This is a genomic window from Staphylococcus simulans (assembly GCF_025561465.1).
Taxonomy (GTDB): Bacteria; Bacillota; Bacilli; order Staphylococcales; family Staphylococcaceae; genus Staphylococcus; species Staphylococcus simulans.
On sequence record NZ_CP095100.1, the window covers coordinates 1202287 to 1227775 of the forward strand.

Annotated in this window: 22 protein-coding genes; 12 read left to right on the forward strand and 10 right to left on the reverse strand. The window is 35.6% G+C overall.

Annotated features, from left to right (window positions below):
- Positions 1-8: 8 nt before the first annotated feature.
- The 5 genes from murC (at position 9) to ccpA (ending at position 5658) form a co-directional block, all read left to right on the forward strand.
- Positions 9-1322 (forward strand): UDP-N-acetylmuramate--L-alanine ligase, encoded by a 1314-nt coding sequence (gene murC, locus MUA87_RS05600; RefSeq protein ID WP_002481214.1) that lies wholly within the window; start codon positions 9-11, stop codon positions 1320-1322.
- A 70-nt stretch (positions 1323-1392) separates the two neighbouring features.
- Positions 1393-1833, forward strand: a complete 441-nt coding sequence (locus MUA87_RS05605) for a DUF948 domain-containing protein (protein ID WP_002481213.1) — start codon at positions 1393-1395, stop codon at positions 1831-1833.
- Positions 1834-1969: 136 nt separating this feature from the next.
- Entirely contained in the window at positions 1970-3133 is a 1164-nt protein-coding gene (locus MUA87_RS05610) for a hypothetical protein (RefSeq protein WP_002481212.1), read from the forward strand.
- 234 nt (positions 3134-3367) lie between these two features.
- Positions 3368-4459, forward strand: coding sequence for a bifunctional 3-deoxy-7-phosphoheptulonate synthase/chorismate mutase (locus tag MUA87_RS05615; protein ID WP_031262773.1), 1092 nt, complete (start codon positions 3368-3370; stop codon positions 4457-4459).
- A 209-nt stretch (positions 4460-4668) separates the two neighbouring features.
- Entirely contained in the window at positions 4669-5658 is a 990-nt protein-coding gene (ccpA, locus tag MUA87_RS05620; protein ID WP_002481210.1) for a catabolite control protein A, read from the forward strand.
- A 74-nt stretch (positions 5659-5732) separates the two neighbouring features.
- On the opposite strand, the gene MUA87_RS05625 is transcribed toward ccpA, so the two are convergent.
- Together MUA87_RS05625 and MUA87_RS05630 are read right to left on the reverse strand one after the other, a co-directional pair.
- Positions 5733-6887 (reverse strand): acetoin utilization protein AcuC, encoded by a 1155-nt coding sequence (locus MUA87_RS05625; RefSeq protein WP_023015983.1) that lies wholly within the window; start codon positions 6885-6887, stop codon positions 5733-5735.
- A 12-nt stretch (positions 6888-6899) separates the two neighbouring features.
- On the reverse strand, positions 6900-7532 hold the full coding sequence (locus tag MUA87_RS05630) for a GNAT family N-acetyltransferase (protein ID WP_002481208.1): 633 nt from the start codon (positions 7530-7532) through the stop codon (positions 6900-6902).
- Positions 7533-7744: 212 nt separating this feature from the next.
- Here MUA87_RS05630 and acsA point away from each other — a divergent pair, with 212 nt between their 5' ends.
- Both acsA and MUA87_RS05640 read left to right on the forward strand, forming a co-directional pair.
- Positions 7745-9457, forward strand: a complete 1713-nt coding sequence (acsA, locus tag MUA87_RS05635) for an acetate--CoA ligase (protein ID WP_002481207.1) — start codon at positions 7745-7747, stop codon at positions 9455-9457.
- 370 nt (positions 9458-9827) lie between these two features.
- A complete protein-coding gene (locus MUA87_RS05640) occupies positions 9828-11495 on the forward strand; it encodes a formate--tetrahydrofolate ligase (protein WP_105978464.1) in 1668 nt (555 codons plus the stop codon).
- Between the two features lie 52 nt (positions 11496-11547).
- Here the strand turns inward: MUA87_RS05640 and MUA87_RS05645 are convergent, their stop codons facing one another.
- On the reverse strand, positions 11548-12453 hold the full coding sequence (locus MUA87_RS05645) for a biosynthetic peptidoglycan transglycosylase (RefSeq protein WP_107540282.1): 906 nt from the start codon (positions 12451-12453) through the stop codon (positions 11548-11550).
- Between the two features lie 362 nt (positions 12454-12815).
- Here MUA87_RS05645 and tyrS point away from each other — a divergent pair, with 362 nt between their 5' ends.
- The gene (tyrS, locus tag MUA87_RS05650; RefSeq protein WP_107540281.1) at positions 12816-14078 is read left to right on the forward strand and encodes a tyrosine--tRNA ligase; all 1263 of its coding nucleotides are present in this window, start codon (positions 12816-12818) and stop codon (positions 14076-14078) included.
- 87 nt (positions 14079-14165) lie between these two features.
- Here the strand turns inward: tyrS and MUA87_RS05655 are convergent, their stop codons facing one another.
- A complete protein-coding gene (locus MUA87_RS05655; RefSeq protein ID WP_002481203.1) occupies positions 14166-15335 on the reverse strand; it encodes a S1C family serine protease in 1170 nt (389 codons plus the stop codon).
- Positions 15336-15520: 185 nt separating this feature from the next.
- On the opposite strand from MUA87_RS05655, the gene MUA87_RS05660 reads away from it, so the two are divergent.
- The 3 genes from MUA87_RS05660 to MUA87_RS05670 all read left to right on the forward strand — a co-directional run bounded on the left by MUA87_RS05660 (position 15521) and on the right by MUA87_RS05670 (position 18940).
- Entirely contained in the window at positions 15521-16132 is a 612-nt protein-coding gene (locus MUA87_RS05660; protein ID WP_002481202.1) for a lysophospholipid acyltransferase family protein, read from the forward strand.
- Between the two features lie 109 nt (positions 16133-16241).
- Positions 16242-17708 (forward strand): N-acetylglucosamine-specific PTS transporter subunit IIBC, encoded by a 1467-nt coding sequence (nagE, locus tag MUA87_RS05665; protein ID WP_060804810.1) that lies wholly within the window; start codon positions 16242-16244, stop codon positions 17706-17708.
- A gap of 110 nt (positions 17709-17818) precedes the next feature.
- Complete coding sequence (locus MUA87_RS05670; RefSeq protein WP_119563827.1) at positions 17819-18940, forward strand: HAD family hydrolase; 1122 nt, start codon at positions 17819-17821, stop codon at positions 18938-18940.
- Between the two features lie 55 nt (positions 18941-18995).
- Here the strand turns inward: MUA87_RS05670 and serA are convergent, their stop codons facing one another.
- The 3 genes from serA to MUA87_RS05685 form a co-directional block, all read right to left on the reverse strand.
- Complete coding sequence (gene serA / locus MUA87_RS05675) at positions 18996-20588, reverse strand: phosphoglycerate dehydrogenase (protein WP_262551382.1); 1593 nt, start codon at positions 20586-20588, stop codon at positions 18996-18998.
- Positions 20581-21738 carry a pyridoxal-phosphate-dependent aminotransferase family protein gene (locus MUA87_RS05680; RefSeq protein WP_023015977.1) on the reverse strand — a complete coding sequence of 386 codons (1158 nt, stop codon included), beginning with the start codon at positions 21736-21738 and terminating at the stop codon, positions 20581-20583. The genes serA and MUA87_RS05680 overlap by 8 nt, the downstream gene beginning before the upstream one ends.
- 166 nt (positions 21739-21904) lie before the next feature.
- Positions 21905-22345 carry an OsmC family protein gene (locus MUA87_RS05685; RefSeq protein ID WP_070863811.1) on the reverse strand — a complete coding sequence of 147 codons (441 nt, stop codon included), beginning with the start codon at positions 22343-22345 and terminating at the stop codon, positions 21905-21907.
- 66 nt (positions 22346-22411) lie between these two features.
- On the opposite strand from MUA87_RS05685, the gene MUA87_RS05690 reads away from it, so the two are divergent.
- Positions 22412-23161, forward strand: a complete 750-nt coding sequence (locus tag MUA87_RS05690; RefSeq protein WP_002481196.1) for a glycerophosphodiester phosphodiesterase — start codon at positions 22412-22414, stop codon at positions 23159-23161.
- A gap of 259 nt (positions 23162-23420) precedes the next feature.
- Here the strand turns inward: MUA87_RS05690 and MUA87_RS05695 are convergent, their stop codons facing one another.
- The 3 genes from MUA87_RS05695 to MUA87_RS05705 form a co-directional block, all read right to left on the reverse strand.
- On the reverse strand, positions 23421-23885 hold the full coding sequence (locus MUA87_RS05695) for a hypothetical protein (protein ID WP_002481195.1): 465 nt from the start codon (positions 23883-23885) through the stop codon (positions 23421-23423).
- A 142-nt stretch (positions 23886-24027) separates the two neighbouring features.
- A complete protein-coding gene (gene rpsD, locus MUA87_RS05700) occupies positions 24028-24633 on the reverse strand; it encodes a 30S ribosomal protein S4 (protein ID WP_002481194.1) in 606 nt (201 codons plus the stop codon).
- Between the two features lie 245 nt (positions 24634-24878).
- Entirely contained in the window at positions 24879-25352 is a 474-nt protein-coding gene (locus MUA87_RS05705) for a GAF domain-containing protein (protein ID WP_107540277.1), read from the reverse strand.
- Positions 25353-25489: the final 137 nt, after the last annotated feature.

Here is a 25489-nt window from a genome sequence, read left to right on the forward strand (position 1 = left end):
GTTTAAGTATGACACACTATCATTTTGTCGGTATTAAAGGCTCTGGTATGAGTTCATTGGCGCAAATTATGCATGATTTAGGCCATGAAGTTCAGGGCTCCGACATCGACCAATATGTGTTTACAGAAGATGCATTAAGAAATAAAGGGGTTAAAATTTTGCCATTTAACCCAGACAATATTCAAAAAGGCATGGTTGTTATTCAAGGAAACGCCTTTTCAGATGAACATGAAGAAATTGTCCGCGCAAAAGAATTAGGATTAGAAATTATTGATTATCCTACATTCTTAGGCCATGTCATTGAGCAGTATACGTCTGTAGCTGTGACAGGTGCACACGGCAAAACATCTACAACAGGCCTTTTATCACATGTAATGAATGGAGATAAAAGAACTTCTTTCTTAATTGGTGATGGCACAGGTTTAGGTATTCCTCAAAGTGAATATTTTGCGTTTGAAGCATGTGAATATAGACGTCACTTTTTAAGTTATCATCCGGATTATGCGATTATGACGAACATCGACTTTGATCATCCTGATTATTTTAAAGATATTGATGACGTTACAAGTGCGTTCCAAGAAATGGCGCATAATGTCAAAAAAGCGATTATCGCATGGGGTAAAGATGACCATTTAAGAAAAATTAAAGCAGATGTTCCTGTTTATTACTATGGATTAGAAAAAGATGAAGATATTTATGCTGATAACCTTCAAATTACAGAACATGGTACATCGTTTGACGTGTACATTGACGGTAAATTCTTCGACCATTTCTTATCACCGCAATACGGGGATCATAATATTTTAAATACACTTGCGGTTATTATGGTTTGTCATTTAGAAGGTCTTGATGTAAAAAATATTAAAGAAGCGTTAGAAACATTCGGCGGAGTGAAACGTAGATTTAATGAAACAAAAGTACATAATCAAGTAATTGTTGACGATTATGCCCACCATCCGCGCGAAATTAATGCTACAATTGAGACAGCACGTAAAAAATACCCGCATAAAGAGGTTATCGCTGTCTTTCAACCGCATACGTATTCTAGAACAAAAGCGTTCTTGAATGAGTTTGCTGAAAGCTTGAATAAAGCAGACCGTGTCTTCTTATGTGATATTTTCGGATCTATCCGTGAACATGAAGGCAGTTTGACAATTCAAGATTTAATTGATCGCATTCCAGGTGCGCAATTAATCGGTGAAAAAAATGTAAATATATTGAAATCATATGAAGATGCTGTGATTTTATTTATGGGTGCAGGGGATATTCAAAAAGTTGAACGTGCCTATTTAGACAATCACGGAGTAATTAATGAATTTTAATATGTTTATGTTAAAATATGTATGGGTATTAAGTAAAAATAAGACATAAGCAATTTAGGAGGCGTTTTTAATGGACTGGATTTTACCTATAGCAGGTCTAATTGCAGCTATAGCATTTTTAGTATTAGTAATCGGAATTGTAGTTGTTCTTTTATCTGTTAAGAAAAACTTAGATTACGTGGCTAAGACTCTTGATGGAATTGAAGGACAAATTCAAGGGATTACAAGAGAATCAACAGATTTACTTCATAAAGCAAACCGCTTAACTGAAGATATTCAAGATAAAGTGGACCGCTTAAATTCTGTAGTTGATGGAGTAAAAGGTATCGGTGACTCTATCCAAGATTTAGATGGATCAGTGGACCGAGTAACTAACTCAATTGCACATAATATTTCTCAAAACGAAGATAAAATTTCACAAGTCATCCAATGGTCAAACGTTGCGATGGAAATTGCTGATAAATGGCAATACAGAAAACAACGTAGAGAAAGTGCAAACTACAGAGGATAATGGTTAAATGCAGTTCTAATTGGAACTGTGTACCTCATCTGTAGGCTACATTATCAATTATAAGACGTACTAACTGCACTTAAATGAGGTTGAATCAACTTTGTTTAAGTGCTTTTACTTTATAGGAGGCAAATACATGAGAAAGAACGACGAAGCTAGATTAGAAATTTACGAAGTTGAAGCTATGTCTGATACTGTCCGTAAAGATTTCGTTTATGGGTTCATCGCAGGAATATTTATTGGTACAGCAGGTGGTTTTGTGATTAATCAAGTGAAAAAACGTAAACAACTTGAAAAGCAAAATCAACCAGCAGAAGCAAAGAAACCATCAGTGAAAGAAAAAGTGTCTGCACAGACAGATGCGCTTAAAGCAAATGCACAAAGTCAAATTCAAGATATTAAAGATAAAGCACAACAGCTTAAATCTGATGTAAAACAAAAATTCAACAATGATGAACAAGAAACAGATCCAAAAGCATTACGAGCGCAACGTGAAGCAATTCGTAATGAAGCAGCAGCACATGATTTAGCAAATGTTTCTCCGCAAGCTCAAGATGTTCAAACAGACAACAATCCTTTAAAATCTTCACAACCAGATACAGTGCCTTTCCATGAATTTACAGCAACAGGAAATGCATTAGCAGCGAAAGAAAAAGCTAAATTAATTGAAAATGATAATACAGTAGCAACTAAAGTAGCTGAACTATTTGAAGCTAAACCAGTAAAATCAAGTGGTTTTAAAACAGTTCCAGTATTAGTTACAGTTGCAGCTGCAGCAACAGCAGCAGGAAGCAAAAAAGCTGCGGATGCTAAAGCAGCAAAACCTGCAGATGCTGAAAAACGTACAGCACAAACACATGAGAAAGCTTCATTCAATAAAGGTGTTATTACGCATGATAAAGCAACTGCTAATCATTCAGAAGCACACAAAACACCAGAAGCTTCAGGTAAAGTAGAATCTAAGACTGTTAATGATACAAAAACAACGAAAACAGAAACAACTAAAACGACAAACACACCTAAGAAAAATGCATCAACAACTAAGCAGACAGCGAAAGCTACTTCACCGAAAGATGCGACAAAAACTACAAAAACAACAACACAAAAACCAGCAGCAAAAGGAAACAAAACAACGACACAAAAAACAACAACAAAGACAACAAAATCAGCTGCAAACAAATCAACAAAGAAACCTAGTGTAACACCAGCGAATAAGAAAACAACGAATAACACTACAAAGACACAACCAAAAGGTGAAACAACTACGAAGAAAATTGAAAAGAAAACATTCAATGACTAATTGTACCTAAAAGAAATCAACCTTATTCTTTTTGAGGTTGATTTTCTTTTTTACTTTTGGTTAAATCTAGTTAAGGAATTGTGAGAAAATTAATAATAATCGAAACAATTCGATTTATTTCGCTTTTCCTCTTGATTAATGATAAAGTTCTTGCTAGAATAACTGTTAAATTCAATATTTTTATCGCTTTAAAGCGTGATAAATTGGATGCAAAAATTACATAGAGGTGACCAAATAATGAATAAGTTAGAACAGTACAGAAATGAAATTCAAGACATTAATGAAAAGATTTTAGACTTACTAGTAGAGCGTGGTAAGTTAGCACAGAAAATAGGGGATGAAAAGCGTAAACAAGGTACTAAGGTTTATGATCCTGAACGTGAAAAAGTAATGTTGAATGCTTTAATCGAAAAAAATAATGGTCCATTTAACGATAATGTAATTAAACAATTATTCAAAGAAATATTTAAAGCATCCACTGACTTACAAAAATCTGATCGTGAAAAACATTTAATTGTTTCAAGAAAATTAAAAGCAGAAGATACAATTGTACGCTTTGATAATGGTGGAGTTATTGGTGATGGCAACAAGTCATTCATTTTCGGTCCATGTTCAGTAGAATCACAAGAACAAGTCGATGCAGTTGCTCAAGACTTACAAAGTAAAGGATTAAAATTCATCCGTGGCGGTGCTTTCAAACCACGTACTTCTCCTTATGACTTCCAAGGTCTAGGATTAGAAGGATTGAAAATTCTTAAAAACGTTAAAGACAAATATAATTTAAATGTTGTAAGTGAAATCGTAACACCAGCTGATTTAGAATTGGCAGATGATTACCTAGATGTGTTCCAAATTGGTGCACGTAACATGCAAAACTTCGAATTATTAAAAGAAGCAGGACGTACAAACAAACCAATTTTATTAAAACGTGGTTTATCTGCGACAATTGAAGAGTTCATTTTCGCAGCAGAATATATCGCATCACAAGGTAACCAAAATATTATCTTATGTGAACGCGGTATCAGAACATACGAAAAAGCAACACGTAATACTTTAGATATCTCAGCAGTACCGATCCTTAAACAAGGTACACACTTACCAGTAATGGTAGACGTAACACATAGTACAGGAAGAAAAGATATTATGCTTCCAACAGCTAAAGCAGCTTTAGCAGTAGGTGCAGATGGTGTTATGGCAGAAGTACATCCTGATCCAGCTGTTGCATTAAGTGATAGCGGACAACAAATGGATATTGAACAATTCAACAAATTCTATGATGAACTAAAACCACTTGCTGATATGTACGATAGCAAGCAATTACGCTAATATATAGTTAATTGAAAGCCTTTTAAATTAAAGTATTCAAACCTTTGATTTAAAGGGCTTTTTTGTGTTTTGCAAAATATCATATGTGTGACAAAACAGTGACAGCAGAAAGTTTTGTTTTGAGTTTGTGACAAATTATGGTACACTTTGAAAATGTTGTGAAAACTTACTATAATAGTGTTTGAAACGCTTTCAGAAAGGGTGATATTATGACCGTTACTATTTATGATGTTGCAAGAGAAGCGCGTGTTTCCATGGCAACTGTTTCTCGTGTGGTAAATGGCAACCAAAATGTCAAACCAGAAACTAGAGATAAAGTAAATGCAGTCATCAAAAAGCTTAACTACAGACCTAATGCTGTTGCACGAGGGTTAGCAAGTAAAAAAACAACAACAGTCGGGGTAATTATTCCAGATATCTCGAATGTATACTATTCTCAACTCGCAAGAGGGTTAGAAGATATTGCAACGATGTATAAATATCATTCAATTATTTCTAACTCTGACAATGATTTAGAAAAAGCTAAAGAAATTTTTAACAATCTACTCAGCAAACAAGTAGATGGTATTATTTTCTTAGGCGGAACACTCGATGCAGAATTGGAAAGTTTAATTGAAAACTCTTCTGTACCTGTTGTAGTTTCAGGAACAAGTGATGATGATAATACAGTTGCTTCTGTAAATATCGACTATAAACAAGCTGCTGAAGAAGTGACTAATCATTTAATCAATTCTGGCGCAAAACGCTTTGCCTTTGTTGGCGGCAATAACTCTGAAAAAGCAGAAAACGATGTGTTATCTAGTTTAAGAGATACACTAGCATCACATGGTTTATCTTTAGAAGATAATCTGACTTTCAGAGGTAAAGAAACATATCGCGATGGTATTAAAGCTTTTGAAGATATTAAAGCGTATCAACCAGATGCAATTTTATCTATCAGTGATGAACAAGCTATTGGTATTGTCCATGCTGCTGAAGATGCGAATATCAACATTCCATCTGATTTACAAATTGTAAGCTTTAATAATACACGTTTAGTTGAAATGGTACGTCCGCAACTATCAAGTGTCATTCAACCGCTTTATGACATCGGTGCAGTAGGTATGCGTTTACTTACTAAATATATGAATAATGAAACGATTGAAGATTCAACGGTCATTTTACCATATCGTATAGAGTATCGCGGTACAACAAAATAAGATGTATAAATTTAAAAGTCTGAAAGAAAGTCACATTACTTTCCTCCAGACTTTTTTTATTTTCCTTCATTTAATCAGAACCAACTCGCAACCTGGTTCGCATGTTTTAAGTTCTTAGCAGTAATTTCTGCAGTACGTGGAATTTCCATATAATCTAGACGTTTATCCTCCCAAGTCGTTGGCAAATCAGTCGGCGCATATGTTCTCCATTTTTCTACCCATTCTTTCGGTAAATCTCCATGTTGAATCGGCACATCCATCAAACTCAAGAAGACATGACTCCAAGCTCTTGGAACAACGCGCCAAATGTTATATCCACCGCCACCGAACATCATGACTTTCCCATCTGTATATTCATCTGCCAACGCTTTAATATAATAGGGAATAGCATAGAGTGAATCTAAAGTACAATTCATATGAGTAAGTGGATCGAGATAGTGAATATCAACACCGTGTACACTTAAAATGATATCAGGTTTGAATGATTTAACGACAGGTGTGACTGTGCGTTTAAAACAATCAATATATGAATCATCTTCTGTATAAGGTTCAAGCGGGACATTGACAGAATAACTGAATCCTTGTTCTTTGCCTCGTTCTGTATAATGACCTGAACCTGGAAATAAAAATTTACCCGTTTCATGAATGGAATAATTCAGAATTTCATTTTGTGTATAGAAGCTCCATTGCACACCGTCCCCATGATGTGCATCTGTATCTATAATCATCACTTTCATGTTATAGCGTTCAGATAGGTATTTAGCGGTAATGGCGATATCATTGTAAATACAGAAGCCATTTGCGCGGCCTGGCAATGCATGATGTAATCCACCACCTAAATGACACCCGTTTTTAACTTCTCCTTGTACAATCATATCAGCAAGTTTTAAAGCACCGCCTACAATACGTGCACTATGTTGATGCATATGTTTAAACTGTGATGTATCTTCGTTCGCAAAACCATATTTTTTGGATTCTACCTCACTTAAAATTCCACGAGAAGCGTGTTTAATCGCATTTACGTAGTCATAAGAATGTATAAGTGTTAATTCTTCATCTGTGGCGATTCTTGGTGTAATAATTTGACTTGAACTCAGTAATCCTGCATCGATTAACAGTTCAGTCGTCAATTTTAAGCGCATTTGATTAAAAGGATGTTCATTACTGAACCGATAGCGCATTAATTGATTTGAATAAACATACCCCGTTTGTTTTTTGTTTTGACTCATAAAATCTCCCCTTTAGTAGAAGAAGCGGTTCATAAAACGTATATCATCAAACGCCTCCATCTGGTCTAATGTGATACGTGCACCGATTCTTGCCATTAAACAGTTTGCTGGATGTCCTGTAATTTCAGGATCATCAGTTGCGAAAATCTCTAAACCCCCATGAGACATCAACTTCTGCATTAATTTTTTATATTCGTAGACATCTAATTTAGAGTTTTTCAAATCCCAGTGCCAATAATACTCAGTTGTTAACACAATATAATCTTCAAATTCATCTTCACTTAAGCTCGTTTTAATGAGTTCATTACCTAATCCTGTACCGCGATGCGGTAAGGCTATTTCAACGGCACCAAGCTCAATTAAATAGGGCAGGTTGCCTGTAGACCAACGTTCTAATGGATCAGGATAATGATAAGTGACATATCCGACAATGGTGTTTTCATGTCGTAAGACGTAAATACGACCTTCTGGCAATTCACTAATTTCTTGAATCGCTTCAAATTGTTCGATAGGTCTTCTAAATGCATCCAAACCATCATCGTAATCCATTTGTTCAAGTTGTTTACGTGGTACAGGACCTTCAATAACATAAGTTGTATCGTGACGTGTGTATGTTTGTTTTACATACGTTTTGACATGTTCCATCTTGCCACATCCTTTTTCATATTCTCCTAAGATGAGAGTGCTCAAATTTACTTTTTCACTAAAATGATATGTTTCCACGTATTAATTTAATTATAATGGTTTTAACATCAATTTACACACAAATCAGAATTATCGCAATTATTTTTGAAAATTTACTATGATTTTTGTATAATGGTTTTTGAAAGCGATTTCAAACAAAGGGGGCAATTCAAATGAAAGTTGATATTTATAAAGGGGGAGAAGGTAATTATAACCTTCAAAACTATGACGAAACGTATCAGAACTTTGATTGGAAAGACGTAGAAAAAGCTTTTTCATGGTATGAAACAGGAAAGATCAATATGGCATATGAATGTATTGATCGTCACGTAGATAATGGCCTTGGGGATAAAGTGGCCTTAAACTACAAAGATGCCAAACGTAAAGAAAGTTATACTTATAAAGAAATGCAGCAATTATCGAATAAAGCCGCAAACGTACTAAAAGATAAAGCACAAGTAGAAAAAGGGGATCGTGTCTTTATCTTTATGCCAAGAACACCAGAGTTATACTTTGCGTTCTTCGGTATTTTAAAAATTGGTGCGATTGTCGGACCATTATTTGAAGCGTTTATGGAAAAAGCAGTTGCTGACCGTTTAGATAATAGTGATGCGAAAGTAATTGTAACAACGAAAGATTTAGTAGACCGTATTCCAAAAGACGACTTACCAAACTTAGAGAAAATTGTCATCGTCGATAATGATGGGGTAGACGATGAATACGTAGATTTTCAACAAGAAATGGAAGATGCTAGCGATTCATTTGATATCGAATGGTTAGATCGTGAAGACGGTTTGATTTTACATTATACTTCTGGCTCTACAGGACAACCTAAAGGTGTGTTACATGTTCAAGATGCCATGATTGTACACTATATTTCAGGTAAATATGTTCTTGATTTACAAGAAGACGATATTTATTGGTGTACAGCAGACCCAGGCTGGGTAACTGGTACTTCATACGGTATTTTCGCACCTTGGCTAAACGGTGTGACAAACTGTATCGCTGGGGGACGTTTCTCTCCTGAAGCATGGTATGGCATGATTGAAGAATTTAAAGTCACAATTTGGTATACAGCACCGACAGCATTACGTATGTTAATGAGTGCAGGAGACGACGTTGTGAAGAAATACGATTTATCATCATTAAGAGAAGTGTATTCTGTAGGTGAACCATTAAACCCAGAAGTAATTAAATGGGCAAAAGAAGTATTAGAACACACTGTTTTAGATACTTGGTGGATGACAGAAACAGGCGGTCATATGATTGTCAACTATCCTTCTATGGATGTAAAACTAGGTTCTATGGGTAAACCATTACCTGGTATTGAAGCGGCTATTGTGGATGACCAAGGTAATGAGTTACCACCGAATCGAATGGGTAACTTAGCCATTAAAAAAGGCTGGCCATCCATGATGCGTAAAATTTGGAAAAACCAAGAAAAGTATGATTCTTACTTTATTGGTGATTGGTATGTATCAGGAGATTCAGCATATCAAGATGAAGATGGATACTTCTGGTTCCAAGGTCGTGTTGATGATGTGATTATGACTGCTGGTGAACGTGTCGGACCATTCGAAGTGGAATCTAAATTAGTGGAACATCCTGCAGTCGCAGAAGCAGGTGTTATTGGTAAACCAGACCCAGTACGTGGTGAAATTATTAAAGCATTCGTTGCTTTAAATCATGGCTATGAACCAGATGATGAATTGAAAGAAGATATCAGAACATTCGTCAAACACGGTTTATCTGCGCACGCTGCACCAAGAGAAATTGAATTCAAAGATAAATTACCGAAAACACGTTCAGGTAAAATTATGAGACGTGTATTAAAAGCTTGGGAACTTGATCTTCCTGAAGGTGATTTAAGTACAATGGAAGACTAATTGTATATAAAAAACTAACAATAAAATAGGTTGATCATATGAGCGATATCAAAATAAAATCAATGTTTTGGTATCGCTTTCATTATTGCAAAATAAAGGTTTTACATAAAATTTTATCATCTATTTTTGTAATATTACCATAAAAGTAAGAATACTTAAAAATTAATGATGAATATGTTCGACAATAAATGTATATTTCGATATGATGAATGATGTAAAAGGTTTTAAAAACAGTTGAAGCAAGTCTCTATTTACTGCATTTATCTAAACGTATTTTAAAAGCGTTGAGGGCATAAAAATACGTGGTAAATAAAGTGAACGGATGGTTGCTGAGACTGTAATTCAATTACTAAATAAGGGGCTGAATGAATTGAGTCATTTATCAGATTTGGATATCGCGAATCAAGCTACATTACAACCAATTAAAGACATTGCAGAAAAGATTGGTATTTCGGAAGATGCTTTAGAACCATATGGTCACTATAAAGCTAAAATTGACATTAACCAATTAAAAGACAATGGGGACAAAGGGAAAGTTGTTCTTGTTACTGCAATGAGTCCAACACCAGCTGGTGAAGGTAAATCAACTGTAACTGTTGGTTTAGCAGATGCCTTCCATGAATTAGGAGATAATGTCATTATGGCATTACGTGAGCCAGCATTAGGTCCAGTATTCGGTATTAAAGGTGGCGCAACTGGCGGCGGTTACGCACAAGTATTACCAATGGAAGATATCAACTTACACTTCAACGGTGACTTCCATGCGATTACAACAGCAAACAACGCGTTATCAGCATTTATTGATAACCACATCCATCAAGGTAATGCGTTAGGCATTGACCAACGTCGTATCGAATGGAAACGTGTGTTAGACATGAACGACCGTGCGTTAAGACAAGTTGTAGTAGGTCTTGGTGGACCAACACAAGGTGTTCCGCGTGAAGATGGATTCAACATCACAGTAGCATCTGAAATTATGGCGATTCTTTGTCTAAGCACTGGCTTGAAAGACTTAAAAGAAAGTATCGCTAACATTACAGTTGCATATACACGTGATCGCAAACCAGTTACGGTTGCTGATTTAGAAGTTGAAGGTGCAATTGCGATGATTCTTAAAGACGCAATCAAACCTAACTTAGTGCAATCAATCGAAGGTACACCAGCATTAATTCACGGTGGGCCATTCGCAAATATTGCACATGGTTGTAACTCAATTCTTGCAACTGAAACAGCACGTAAACTAGCTGATGTTGTGGTGACTGAAGCTGGATTCGGTTCAGACTTAGGTGCTGAAAAATTCATGAACATCAAATCACGTAAAGCAGGATTCGAACCAAGTGCTGCTGTAGTTGTTGCGACAATCCGTGCATTGAAAATGCATGGCGGCGTAGCAAAAGATGACTTGAAAGAAGAAAATGTTCAAGCAGTTAAAGACGGTTTAGAAAACTTAGCACGTCATATCAAAAACATCCGTTCATTCGGTGTAGAACCAGTCGTAGCATTAAATGCATTCGTAGCAGATACAGATGCTGAAACTAAAGTAGTTGAAGACTGGGCAAAAGAAAACAATATACGTATTGCCTTAACTGAAGTTTGGGAAAAAGGCGGCAAAGGCGGCATTGAATTAGCTGAACAAGTGAAAGAAGTATTAAATGAAAAACATGATTTCAAAAATACTTATGAACTTGATGAACCAATTGAACAAAAAATCGAAAAAATTGTTAAAAACATCTACGGCGGTAAAAAAGTAACATTTACAAGCAAAGCACAAAAACAATTGAAACAAATTAAAGATAACGGTTGGGATAATTACCCAGTATGTATGGCTAAAACACAATATTCATTCTCAGATGATAAAGATTTATTAGGTGCGCCTGATGATTTCGAAATCACAATCAGAGAATTACAAGCTAAAACAGGTGCTGGCTTTATCGTTGCTTTAACAGGTGCGATTATGACAATGCCTGGCTTACCTAAGAAACCAGCTGCATTAAATATGGACGTTACAGAAGACGGCCATGCGAAAGGTTTATTCTAATTTAAGCTATAACTAAAACAGGCCCTGAAGTGTGAGTATATTACTCATGACTTCAGGGTCTTTTTGTCATTAAATGTGCTTCTATATTATATTTTTCTGCTTTTTCATACGTAGATTCAGAAATCAATCCTTCTACTCTCATACGCCATAGTACATAATGTTGGCGCTGTAAGCCGATTTCGAGTTCATCTTTAGGTTTAAGTGTGCCGTCTGCTTCATAAGGTGTGTAATAATAAGGACTTTGAACTAATCCGACAAGATAAGCCGCTTCCGGCAAATTCACATCACTTGGCGGTTTCCCGAATAAACTAAATGAAGCGGATCCAATACCTGTAATGTTGTCGCCATTATAATCACGTCCAAAAGGAACGATGTTCAAATACGTATATAAGATTTCTTCTTTAGTCATAATCCGTTCAAGTTTGAGTGCCAATACAATTTCATTTGCTTTACGGTTATAGGTCTTATCATTATTCAACACCTGATTCTTAATCACTTGTTGGGTAATGGTACTGCCGCCTGAAGAGACCTCTGTTTCAAATATATCTTGATAAATAGCTCTCAGTAATGCCTTAGGTAAGATTCCATCATGTTTATAATACAGTGAATCTTCAGAAGCTATTAAAGCTTTAGGTATTAAAGCATTCACGCTTTTCGGTCCAACTAACAATGGGTTTTGTGATTCATCATATTGTGATAAGAAATCCTTTTTAGCATAATTGACTTGTTCATCACCAGGTACATTCAGTACAGCCTCACGTAATTCTGTATCTGTAATATTTTCTGACTGCGCTGTCATACTCATAAAGAAACCGACTAATAAACCGGTTGCTAAACTCAAAGTCAGCAAAATAATAATGAACAGCCAAACAAAAGAATATTTAATCCGCTTATACCATTGTTCAAAGATACGAAGCGGGGTAGAAGCTAAGGGTTCATTAAGTTTGAATGGTTTCATGTTTCGCCTCCGTTAATTAAACATAGTATAGCATAATTGAATTCAAGTTGACTTTTAAAAAACAGTTGATTATAATGAATACAAATTAATATGTTTTGGATAAGGAAAAGTAACTCATTTGATTGTTTTCAGAGAACTGGTGGATGCTGCGAACCAGTAACAACAAATCAGTGAATACACCTGTTGCCTTAATAAAAAGTATCCAACGTTTGACTTAATGAACGTATCATTAATGAAAGTAACCTTTTTAAGTATGGTGGTACCGTGCAATAGATGCGCCCTTACAGAATTTTTCTGTAAGGGTTTTTTATTTTCCAAATTTCTAAAACACAGCAAACACAAAATATGAGGAGGAATATGATATGACAAATGAATTATTACAAGATTTAGAGTGGCGTGGCCTAGTTTATCAACAAACAGATGCTGAAGGTTTAAAAGCATTATTAGATAAAGAGCAAGTGACATTATACTGTGGTGTGGACCCAACTGCTGACAGTATGCATATCGGTCATTTATTACCATTATTAACTTTACGTCGTTTCCAAGAATACGGTCATAAACCGATTGTATTAATCGGCGGCGGTACAGGTATGATTGGAGACCCATCAGGCAGAACGGACGAACGTGTTTTACAAACAGAATCACAAGTTGAAGATAACGTACGTGGTATCGGTGCACAAATGGATAAAATCTTTAATTTCTCTGGTGAAGGTGCAGCACAACTTGTTAACAATAAAGATTGGTTAAGCCAAATTTCATTAATTGATTTCTTACGTGATTACGGTAAACATGTAGGCGTGAATTACATGTTAGGTAAAGACTCAGTGCAATCACGTTTAGAAAAAGGTATTTCTTACACTGAATTCACATACATGATTTTACAAGCAATTGATTTCGGTCATTTAAACCGTGAATTTAACTGTAAAGTTCAAATCGGCGGCTCTGACCAATGGGGTAATATCACAAGTGGTATCGAATTAATGCGCCGTATGTACGGTCAAACAGAAGCGTTTGGTTTCACAATTCCATTAGTTACAAAAGCAGATGGTAAGAAATTCGGTAAATCCGAATCAGGTACAGTTTGGTTAGATGCTGAAAAAACAAGCCCATACGAACTTTACCAATTCTGGATCAATACATCTGACGAAGATGTTATCAAGTTCTTAAAATACTTTACGTTCTTAGATAAAGCAGAAATTGAACAATTAGAAGCATCTAAAAATGAAGCACCTCATAAACGTGAAGCGCAAAAAGCACTTGCTGAAAATGTTGTAAGCTTTATTCATGGTCAAGCTGCCTTAGATGATGCGATTCGTATTTCAGAAGCATTATTCAGCGGTAATTTAAAAGCTTTGAGCAGTCAAGAATTACGTGAAGGCTTTAAAGATGTACCACAAGCTGCAGTCGGCCATGATACAATAAATATTGTTGATTTCATTGTAGAAGCGGGTATTTCTTCTTCTAAACGCCAAGCACGTGAAGATGTATCAAACGGTGCGATTTACATTAATGGTGAACGTCAACAGGATTTAAAATATGAAATTACTGACGAAGATAAAATTGATAATGAATTTACAATAGTACGTCGCGGTAAAAAGAAATACTTCATGGTGAAATACCAATAATATTATTATTTCAGAAATGAATATAAACAAATAAAACGCTTGAAGAGGAATGTCCTGCTTCAAGCGTTTTAATATGTGTTCAAACGATTATTTTTTACCTAGACGTACATCTAAATCTTGTTTCTTGCCATCACGGATAACTTTAACTTTCAATGTATCGTCCGGCTTTTTATTTTCATATAAGTAAGATCTTAAATCACTATCATCTTTAATTGCTTTACCATCTGCTTCGATGATAATGTCTCCTTCTTTAAGTTCGCTGCTGCCTGAAGCTTTCGCCACATAGACACCATCATTACGATCAGTATCTAATTCACGTTTATAACGTTCAGGAATGTCGCTCATGTTGATTGTACCGATACCAATAGAAGGGCGTTCGACTTTACCATGTTTTACAAGTTGTTCGATTGTAATTTTCACTTCATTACTTGGAATCGCAAATCCGATACCTTCAACTTGTGCCATAGAAATTTTCATAGAGTTGATGCCGACAAGATCGCCATCTAAATTGACTAAAGCACCGCCTGAGTTACCAGGGTTGATTGCTGCATCGGTTTGTAGCACTGACACTTTATTATTACCGGCAGATGTTTGTGTTTCAATCGTACGTTCATTTGCAGAAATGATACCTGATGTCACAGTATTCGCAAATTCTAATCCTAATGGGTTACCAATCGCAAAAACGCTGTCTCCTGTTTTAACTTTTGATGAGTTTGCGAATTGGATAGCTTTAGTGCCCGGTGCATTTTCGATTTTTAATACCGCGATATCAGTTAATGCATCTTTGCCGACTAATTTAGCATCGACTTTTTTTGTATCATGTAATTGAACTTTGATTTCACTTGCACCATCCACCACATGATTGTTAGTAACGATATACGCACTGTCACCGGATTTTTGATAAATTACACCAGAACCGATACCCGCTTCTTGTGATTTACCAGCAGAGCCATTGAAGAAATCTTCTAAGCTTTGTGCTTTCTGCATATTGATTACACCAACAATAGAAGGTGAGACATCATTGATCATTTGATTAACAGATTTATACTTTGAACTTTTACCGTCTAAGACATTACCGCCTTTACTATTTGAGGCTTCTTGTACAGTCGCACCGTCATTTGATGAATTCATCAATTTTGTGGCACCGAAGACAATTAAAGCGCCGACGATTCCCGAAAGCAAAGCGATGAGAATCACACGTAACCATGGGAACGAACGCTTAGGCGGTTGATAATTTTCGTTATAGTATTCAGTCATTGAATTCCTCCCAATATGTTTCTTTTTATTATTATCATATGTTTAGTACATAATTTCTACTATTTTGCTATGACAAACTTTATAAGATGATGACAGAATCAATAGAAGCTTGAAATAGGCTTGTTGCCAAGGGGCGGAAGTGATAGAATTTGTATAGTTAAATAAACAATTTAGTAGGTGACAGAATGTATAAATTTATCAGCAGTATTTTATATTGGATTATTGTCAAACTAAGTAAATCGCTTAAAGTTTATGGACGAGAAAATGTACCGCAACTAAATCGTTATGTGGTCACTTGCAACCATGAAAGTTATAACGAAGTGATTATGCTTGGTATGGCGCTTTACCCAAATCAAATCCATTATATGGCTAAGAAAGAGTTATTTTATAACCCGGCTTTCGGCAACTTCTTAAAATCATTAAATGCTTTTCCAGTGGATCGTGAAAATCCGGGACCAAGTACTATTAAAACACCTGTGAATTTATTGAAGAAAAATAAAACAATCGGTATGTTCCCAGCAGGACATCGTACTTCTGAAGAAACACCATTAAAACGTGGTGCAGCTACGATTGCTATGATGGCAAAAGTACCTATTGTACCTGCAGCTTATGAAGGTCCAGATAAAATTATTGGTCTAGTAACAGGCAAAGCTAAAATTATTTTCGGTGAACCGATTGATACGAACGCTTTACCAGACCATTTAAAAAAACGTCATGAAAAAGTGGACTATATTACACAAGAATTAACTAAACGTACAAGAGCCTTACAACAAGAATTAAAACAGTTACCTAAATAATAACATGACATCAAAGTCAGATGATGGTAGAGAACGCAGCTCCTTCACCGCATCTGACTTTATTTTTATGTGTTTTCAATCATTTTATATAGAGAGAGAAGGATGAACAATGTATAACTTTTTACAACGTCTTGGACGCTCATTAATGCTTCCCGTTGCCGTCTTGCCAGCAGCAGCCATTATTATTGGTATCGGAAATTTATTAAAGGCATTAGAGGTTACACCGACTTTAGCTGAATTTATTTTCCAAAGTGGTATCGCAGTTTTAGAACAACTCGGCTTACTTTTCGCGATTGGTGTGGCATTAGGTATGGCCAAAAAGAACGATGGTTCTGTGGCACTTGCGGCAGTTGTTGGTTACTTTGTTGTGACGTCAGTATTAAAAACAGAAACTTTAGCAAAAATTTTAAGTGTAAAAGAAGATAGCTTAAACATCGGTTTTACCGCTATGAATAACCAAAACGTATTTATCGGCTTAATTATCGGTTTAATTGCGGCATTTTGTTACAACAAATTCAGTGGGACCGAATTACCGACTGCTTTGTCATTCTTTAGTGGTAAGCGTTTAGTACCTATTATGACAGCATTCTTATCGGTTATTTTGACGATTATTTTATTATTTGTATGGCCATTCGTGTATAGTGGTATTATTTCATTTGGTAAATGGATTATGGATTTCGGCGCATTCGGTGCATTCCTGTACGGATTTTTCAACCGTTTATTAATTCCAACTGGATTACACCACGCATTAAATTCAGTATTCTGGTTTGATTTAGCAGGTATTAATGATATTGCGAAATTCCAAACAGGAGAAGGTGCGGTTAAAGGTATCACAGGCAGATATATGGCTGGATTCTTCCCAGTGATGATGTTTGGTGTGCCAGCAGCTGCTCTTGCTATGTATCAAACAGCAGATTCTAAACAAAAGAAACGTGTTGCTGGTTTAATGCTCGCTGGTTCGATTTCAGCCTTCTTTGTAGGTGTAACTGAACCGATCGAATTCGCATTTATGTTTGCAGCTCCAGTATTATTTGTAATTCATGCATTGTTAACAGGTTTATCTTTATTCATCGCTGCACTTTTCCATTGGACTGCAGGTTTCTCATTTAGTGCAGGACTGATTGACTTCTTATTATCATTAATTAATCCGGTTTCTAATCATCCATGGATGTTGATGGTACAGGGTGTTGTCTTCTTTGTAATTTATTATGTAGTGTTCAGAGTGGCTATTTCAGTCTTTAATTTAAATACTCCTGGTCGTGGAGATGAAAAGATTGCTGACCCTGTGGATGAAGAAGGTGTATCAAGTGAGACGGGCAAAGGTGGCAAATATAGCGCAATGTCTACACAAATTATTTCTGGATTAGGTGGTAAAGAAAATATTACTTCACTAACGAACTGTGCTACACGTTTACGTTTAGAAGTGGCAAATATCGATCAAATCGATAAAGCGCAAATTAAACAATCCGGTGCTGCGGGTGTAACAACAAGCGGCCAACATAATGTTCAAGTCATTATCGGAACACAAGTTCAACAAGTCGCAGATGAAGTAGAAAGACAATTAGAATCAGAATAAAGTCATAAGAACGGAGACGCTTTAAGAAGAGTTGTCTCCGTTCTATTGCTTATTTATGTATAACTTTGTATAATATTAATTATTCTGAATTTTCCGAAGTAGGTGGAGAAATGAAAGCAGTATTATTTGATGTTGATGGTGTATTTTTAAGTGAAGAAAGATGTTTTGATGTTTCAGCATTAACGGTATACGAAATGCTGATGAGTCAGCACTTTTTAAAATTAATGCCGACTGTGACATTTAATTCTATTAATGACAGCGAAATCAACTTGATTCGCCAAGTTGTTTTTGATCAAGATAACATTTTAAATGCGATGAAATCTCGTGGTTTGAATTCCAACTGGGATATGTTGTTTATTGTGTTATCCATTCATTTGATAGATTTACTCAAAACGTTATCGAAAGAGGACAGGGAAGCCTTTTTAACAGCACATCCTTTTACAGATGTGACCATTCAAGAAGTAGGAGATTTGGTCGGTCGTCAACAAGTCGACTTTATGAAGCCGCTTCACTTTATCGAAAACGCAGAATCAGGTAAAACAAAAATTTACCGTGATTTACGCATCTATGCGGCAGAACAACTTGATACAAAACATACTGAGTTATTTGAAATCCGCAGTCCTTTATGGGAAATTGCACAAGAAGTATTCCAAGAATGGTATTTAGGTCATCGTTTATATCGAAAAGTTGAAGAAAAAATACCGAGAAGCGATTTTAAAACAGGTTATATTTATCATGAAGAAGAATTGGCTGAAGCGGATCAACTCAAAACTTTATTAAGTGACTTAAAAGCAGCTGGCTATACGCTCGCAGTTGCGACAGGTCGACCAAGAACGGAAACGTTAGTGCCATTTGAAGATAAAGGCTTTTTAAAATACTTTGATGAGTCACACATTGTATCAGCGAGTGAAGTGTTAAAGGCAGAAGAAATGTTCCCTGAACTTAAACCATTAGGTAAACCGAACCCGTTTTGTTATGTTGCCGCATATAACGGTAATAATGAAGCGGATTATCAAAATTATGCCGAACAACAAGAACAGGTATTTGCTGGAGAAGAGATATACATAGTCGGTGACTCTCTTGCAGATTTATTCAGTGCACAAAAGACAGGTGCAACGTTTATCGGTACTTTAACCGGTTTAAAAGGTAAAAAAGCAAAAGAAGAATTAGAATCATATCACGCAGATTATATTGTGGATAATGTATTAGATATTCGTTCAATTTTATTGTAATGAAAAACCGGCAAACTTGGATATTATTTCCAGTTTGCCGGTATTTTTGTGATTATTATTTATTTAAGTCTACAAATTGAATAGATTCAAATCCATCGATTTGATGTAATGCAGCGATAACTTCGTCAGAAACAGGCATATCGACTGAGATAATCATCATCGCATTACCGCCTTGTGTAGTACGTCCTAAGTGCATAGAAGCGATGTTGATATCATATTCACCTAAAATTTGTCCTGTGCGTCCTACGATACCTGGACGGTCTTGGTGATGAATGACTAATTGATATTTTTCTGGTTTGAAATCAACAGGGTAGTCATTGATTTGAACGATACGTGGACCATAGCCGTTTAAGACAGTGGCACCGACTGTTACTTTACGATCACGGTTAATCATTGTTAATTCAATATAGTTGTTGAATGAACGTGATTTCGCATCTTTTTCCACATTATAAACAACGTTTTGTTCATTTAATAAGAAGAGGGCATTAACCAAGTTTACACGTTCAGCTAGATCTTGAGATAAAATTCCTTTAGCAATCGTACGTGTTAAAATATTTGTATCTTCTTTAACTAATTCACCGCTGAATTTAATTTTCAATTCACGTGGTGCTTTACCTAATAATTGGATACATACTTTGCCGACCATATCACATAAGTTCAAGTATTCTTGTAACTCATTATCTTCTTCGCCAAAAATCATTTTTGGTGCATTGACCGCATGTCGGACATTACCTGTGTGGAAGAATTCTTCTATTTCATTTGAAACAGAGACGGCCACTTTTTCTTGAGCTTCAACTGTTGAAGCACCTAAGTGCGGTGTTACAACAATTTTATCGTGTTTAGTTAAAGGTGAATCAGTTGCAGGTTCATGTTCAAATACGTCAATAGCAGCCCGTGCAATTAAACCTTTATCCAAAGCATCAACTAAAGCTTGTTCATCAATAATACCGCCACGTGCAACGTTGATGATTTGTAAATTAGGTTTTGCTTGAGCAAAGAAATCAGCATTGATTAAACCTTTCGTTTTAGGTGTCAGTGGGGTATGGACTGTTACAAAATCAGCACGTTGTGCAATTTCATCAACTGTGGCACGCTCGATATCTAGTTCTTTTGCTTTTTCAGCAGTTAAGTAAGGATCAAATGCGATAATTTTCATACCAAAACTTTTCGCACGTTTAGCGACACCTAGACCAATACGTCCTGTACCGATGATACCAAGTGTTTTATGATACAACTCTGTACCCTTAAATTGAGAACGATTCCATTTACCTTCTTTTAATGATTGGTTGGCATCAGGTATTTGACGCGCCATCGCAAGTATCATTGCCATTGAATGTTCTGTTGCTGAAATGGTATTTCCATCAGGGGCATTAATCACTAATACACCATGCTTTGTAGCTGCATCTCTATCAATATTATCGACACCGACACCTGCACGTGCAATGATTTTTAAATTTTCAGCAGCTTCAATGACTTCAGGTGTTACTTGTGTCTGGCTTCGTATGATTAAACCGTCATATGCTTTAATTTTTTCTATTAGTTCATCAGGAGAAAGTCCTGTATCAATATCTACTTCGAAATCTGGATCGTCTAATAAAGTTTGTAAACCATCTTTAGCGATGGGATCTGATACTAAAATTTTATACATAAGCTTTTACCACCTCTAAATATGCTGTAGTACCTTTGCCGATATATGTTTGATGACGTATTTCTGAAAGTACAATTTCTAATGCGCTGATGCATTGTAAAATGTCGGCAGTATCGATTTGACCTAAATGACCAATACGTAGAATTTGACCTTTTAATTTACCTTGACCGCCAGCAATTGTGATATTGAAACGGTCTAGTAATTCATTTTTAATCGTTGTGACTTCGCTTGGAGAATTTGGCACAAATGCGGTTACAGTTGGTGAAGCAAATTCATCTTTAACAAGTAATGGCAAGTCTAAAGCTTTTAATGCAGCTCTTAAACCATCTCTGATGACGTTATGACGTTCAATTACGTTTTCAAAGCCTTGTTCTTCAATCCAATCTGCATAGGCAGCGACACCTTTATACAGACTCACATTCGGTGTAAATGGTGTTGAATTTTTTTCAGCAGAAGCAATATATTTATTGAAGTCTAAATAAAAACGAGGTGTTTTAACTTCTGCAAAACGTGCTTTAGCACGATCAGAATAAGCAGCAAATGCCAAGCCTGGTGGTAACATGATTGCTTTTTGACTTCCTGACACTAAGACATCAATGTAGTCACGTTTTAAGTTGACATCTACAGCCCCGACACAGCTTACACCGTCTACTACAAAGTATGTTTCTGGAAAGTTTTTGTGAATCGCTTTACCCAATTCATGAATAGGGTGAAGGACAGAAGTCGATGTTTCACAATATTGACTGTAAACGGCAGTTACAGGTTCTGGTAATGCTTTTAGATATTGAATAAATGCCTCAACGTCTACTGCTGCTCCCCAAGCTACTTCAAAGACATGTACATTTTTAAAATATGTTTGAGCGATTTGTTTATAACGATTACCAAAGGCACCAGAAACAATTACAGCCACATGGTCATTCGGATTTAACAGATTAACCATACTTGCTTCTAAAGCACTTGTCCCACTGGAAGTAAAGATTAAAACGTCGTTTTCAGCCCCGAATACAGGTTTTAACCCTTTATATGCTTTTTCTGCAATTGCTTCAAATTCTTTTGTGCGATGACCAATCATCGGTTCTTGAATGACGCGTTGAATGCGTTCAGGAATCGGAGTTGGTCCAGGTGTCAATAACAATGGATGATGATACATATAGATTTCCCCCTAATGTAAGATTCATTAATCTTACCAAATATTCTGAAAATAATAAAGGCAATTTAAGTATACTTTTACTTAAAATTGATGATTTTATATTAAACTGATATTGTAAGCGTTTTAATATAAAGTAACAAGCAACCCAACCAAAGTTGGGTCACTGTTATAGAATGACTGCATCGATTTCAATCTCAACATTACCTCTGATTGAATTAGATATCATGCAGTTATTGTCAGCAATTTTTAAAAGTTTATCTAATCTTTTTTCGAGTGCTTCTTTTTGATCAGCATCAACAGTAATTTTAGGATGATGCGTAATTTTCTCCATTTTGAATTTACCGTTATTGAGAGAAGCGGTCCCGACTGAAGATTGGTTAATAGAAATATCAGTGAAATGCGCACGTTCTAGAGTTGCTGCTAATGAAATGATATAACAAGAAGAGGCAGCAGCAATCAACATTTCATCTGGATTTGTACCTTCGCCAACACCTCCAAGTGAGCTTGGAATAGAAATAGACTCGTTTAAAACATCGCCTTTAACAGTGCCAGTTTCATCTCTGCCGCCGCTCCATTGTGTTGTCACAATAAAATCATGTTCTGCCATATCTCTTTGACCTCCGTTTAAATTATGATAGATTGTTTTTACAATCATATTAAAAGGGTGAATAACATGGAAAAAGTCATTCCGAGTGAGGATTTTCAAATTATTGCACATCGTGGATTTTCATTAGACTATCCAGAAAATACGTTACTGGCTTATAAAGCAGCATTGAACGCTTCAGTAGATATGCTAGAAATAGATGTGCATTTAACTAAAGATCATCAACTCGTTGTTATCCATGATGATAAAATAGATCGAACTTCTAATGGAAGTGGGTATGTTAAAGATTATACGCGAGATGAATTAAAAAGCTATGATTTCGGTTCATGGAAAGATGCGACATTTATAGGCGCAAAGATTATGACATTTAAAGAAGTCGCAAAGTTAGTTGAACCACATGATACGACTTTACTGATTGAGATTAAGAAGCCAAGTAAATATCCAAATATAGAAGAACAATTATTAAAAGAAATAGAAGATGCCCATTTAGATGCAGATAAGGTCATTATCCAATCATTTGATGAAAGAAGTATAGAGAAAATTTCTAAACTTACACGAAAGTATTCTCTTGGTGTGTTGTTAAGTAAGAAAAAATATTTGTTTAAAATGCCGAATTTTAATAAATTAGCTAAATTTTGTGAATATGCTAATCCTAATTATGAACTCGTTAACCAAAAGTTTATAGAAAGAGCCCACTTGCATCACTTAAAAGTATTGCCTTATACAGTCAATGATATCAATGATATTAGAAAACTAATGATTGATGGGGTAGATGGCATCATTACAGATGGCCCAAATCATTATTTTGAATTAGATTGATTAATTAGAATACCACTTGTATAATTAAATTATCTAATTAACAGAAGGGAAGATAAGAGAAGAACGATTGAGAACTCATATCTGTTTTTCTCGAACAACGATGAAATTTAACCTCAAACCCATCCAAAGACTGGATAAAAAAGAGTTATTAAGCTGGGTAATCATCATTATAGGAGTTACTATCTATAGAGTAGTAAAACGAAAAAAAGCCAAAGCGCATCGTGCATAATAAAAGGATGTCTGATTTTACAGGCATCCTTTATTTTTTATTCATTTTTATGTCTGATATATTGAATCGTTCATTAATCATGTTATAAGCCCAAGGCAGATACTTTGTGAAACCATAAAAGAATCCAAATAACGCAAAAATCGCTTCACCATTATCTTGGGTAATTGATAATAAAATCAAAGTACTAACAAATACATACACGTTAACCACTAAAACGATAAACGCAAAACTTTTTATTACGTTATCTACTTCGTCATTTTTAAAATATTGATACGTCATAATAATAGCTGAAAGTACAAAAGAAATCGCAAGGGATAAAGATAATGCAAAGCCGAAGTTGGCTATAAAAGCATCAATGATCACTTTTAATATTGATTTTTCAAAATAACTTTTATCAAAGTATTCAGTAAAACTTGGTAAGAAGATGAAACCAGAAACAAGATAAACACCTGCCAGTATCATAATCAATCTATTATTTTTCAACCAGTTTTTCACGTTGCATATCTCCTTCTATTTAGTAATTATATTATGACGCAAACAACTGAATAATACTAGCGCTTATAAAAGGGAAGGGGAAAATTAACATAAAAAAATACTGCACCTTTTGAAAAGATGCAGTATCGAAATCTCGAAATTATTATTTACCTGAGTAGTACTCAACGATAAGTTGTTCGTTGATTTCAGCTGGTAATTCGCTACGTTCTGGAATACGTACGAAAGTACCTGATAATTTTTCTTCGTCGAATTCTAAGTATTCTGGTACGAAGTTGTTGATTTCAACTGATTCAAGGATGATGTCTAGTTTTTGAGATTTTTCTCTAACTGAGATCACTTGACCTGGTTTTAAAGTGTATGATGGGATATCAACGCGTCCACCATCTACTTCGATGTGTCCGTGGTTTACTAATTGACGTGCTTGACGACGTGTACGTGCTAAACCTAAAGCATATACAACTGCGTCTAAACGACGAGCAAGTAAACGCATGAAGTTTTCACCGTGAACACCAGATTGTTTACCAGCGATATCGAATGTGTTACGGAATTGTCTTTCAGTGATTCCATATAAATAACGTAATTTTTGTTTTTCACGTAATTGAATCGCATATTCTGATAATTTTTTTCTTTGGTTTGGACCATGTTGACCTGGTGCGTAAGGGCGTTTTTCTAACTCTTTACCAGTACCGCTTAAAGAGATACCTAAACGACGAGATTTTTTCCAGTTTGAACCTGTAAATCGAGCCATGTTAAGACTCCTCCTTTTGTTTTTTGTAGTTGTTATGAAAAAACAAAGAAGAGTATTGTATGCTTAATAGGATATATTGTTTTGTGTGTCCTCGCCTCATAGCTCCGGTTACACGGCACGTCCGCGTTGGGAACAACATAGAGCCTATTAATATACAATTGCTACTTTCGTTATTTCACACAAAGAGTATTGTACCATTATGACGAATAAAGTCAAGGGTTTATCTATATTTCCATGCAAAACAATTATTTCACTGTTCGTGCAATTTGTTCTTCAAGAATTTTCATTAATGAGACTAGGCCTTCTTCATCAGTTTGAGTAAAGCGTCCTGTGATCGGTGCATCAATATCTAATAAACCGATGACTTCACCGTCGCGATGCAATGGAATGACAATTTCTGATCGGCTACGTGCATCACATGCGATGTGATCAGGGAATTGGTGAACATCTTCTACACGTTGAACGATATCTTTTTCAACAGATGTTCCGCAAACACCACTGCCGACTTGAATAGGTGTACAAGCAGGTCTGCCTTGGAAGGGCCCTAAAATGAGTTGTCCTGCTTCCATTAAATAAAAACCAATCCAATTAATATTATCTAAGTTTTCGTTTAAAAGGGCAGAAGTGTTACTTAGCAAAGTGATTAAATATTTTTCATCTGCATTTAAACCTTTCATTTGTTGTGCAATTGATTGGTAGTTTGTCGTCGTTTGTTTCATAAATAATGACCTCTTTTCTGTCTAGCATTTTCCATATTATAATATGGACATCTATAAGACTTCAATTTAAGGTGCTTAATCAGCAATTCGTATAAAGAAAATTAATATTTTATTTTAATGAGGCAAGAAATTACGCT

Excerpts from the sequence above, each read along its gene's own strand:
- nagE (WP_060804810.1), top strand. The coding sequence starts at position 16,242 with ATGTATAACTTTTTACAACGTCTTGGACGCTCATTAATGCTTCCCGTT.
- serA (WP_262551382.1), bottom strand. The coding sequence starts at position 20,588 with ATGTATAAAATTTTAGTATCAGATCCCATCGCTAAAGATGGTTTACAA.
- MUA87_RS05625 (WP_023015983.1), bottom strand. The coding sequence starts at position 6,887 with ATGAGTCAAAACAAAAAACAAACGGGGTATGTTTATTCAAATCAATTA.
- MUA87_RS05655 (WP_002481203.1), bottom strand. The coding sequence starts at position 15,335 with ATGACTGAATACTATAACGAAAATTATCAACCGCCTAAGCGTTCGTTC.
- ccpA (WP_002481210.1), top strand. The coding sequence starts at position 4,669 with ATGACCGTTACTATTTATGATGTTGCAAGAGAAGCGCGTGTTTCCATG.
- MUA87_RS05680 (WP_023015977.1), bottom strand. The coding sequence starts at position 21,738 with ATGTATCATCATCCATTGTTATTGACACCTGGACCAACTCCGATTCCT.
- MUA87_RS05630 (WP_002481208.1), bottom strand. The coding sequence starts at position 7,532 with ATGGAACATGTCAAAACGTATGTAAAACAAACATACACACGTCACGAT.
- tyrS (WP_107540281.1), top strand. The coding sequence starts at position 12,816 with ATGACAAATGAATTATTACAAGATTTAGAGTGGCGTGGCCTAGTTTAT.
- MUA87_RS05685 (WP_070863811.1), bottom strand. The coding sequence starts at position 22,345 with ATGGCAGAACATGATTTTATTGTGACAACACAATGGAGCGGCGGCAGA.
- murC (WP_002481214.1), top strand. The coding sequence starts at position 9 with ATGACACACTATCATTTTGTCGGTATTAAAGGCTCTGGTATGAGTTCA.
- MUA87_RS05610 (WP_002481212.1), top strand. The coding sequence starts at position 1,970 with ATGAGAAAGAACGACGAAGCTAGATTAGAAATTTACGAAGTTGAAGCT.
- MUA87_RS05605 (WP_002481213.1), top strand. The coding sequence starts at position 1,393 with ATGGACTGGATTTTACCTATAGCAGGTCTAATTGCAGCTATAGCATTT.
- MUA87_RS05660 (WP_002481202.1), top strand. The coding sequence starts at position 15,521 with ATGTATAAATTTATCAGCAGTATTTTATATTGGATTATTGTCAAACTA.
- MUA87_RS05705 (WP_107540277.1), bottom strand. The coding sequence starts at position 25,352 with ATGAAACAAACGACGACAAACTACCAATCAATTGCACAACAAATGAAA.
- rpsD (WP_002481194.1), bottom strand. The coding sequence starts at position 24,633 with ATGGCTCGATTTACAGGTTCAAACTGGAAAAAATCTCGTCGTTTAGGT.
- MUA87_RS05670 (WP_119563827.1), top strand. The coding sequence starts at position 17,819 with ATGAAAGCAGTATTATTTGATGTTGATGGTGTATTTTTAAGTGAAGAA.
- MUA87_RS05645 (WP_107540282.1), bottom strand. The coding sequence starts at position 12,453 with ATGAAACCATTCAAACTTAATGAACCCTTAGCTTCTACCCCGCTTCGT.
- acsA (WP_002481207.1), top strand. The coding sequence starts at position 7,745 with ATGAAAGTTGATATTTATAAAGGGGGAGAAGGTAATTATAACCTTCAA.
- MUA87_RS05690 (WP_002481196.1), top strand. The coding sequence starts at position 22,412 with ATGGAAAAAGTCATTCCGAGTGAGGATTTTCAAATTATTGCACATCGT.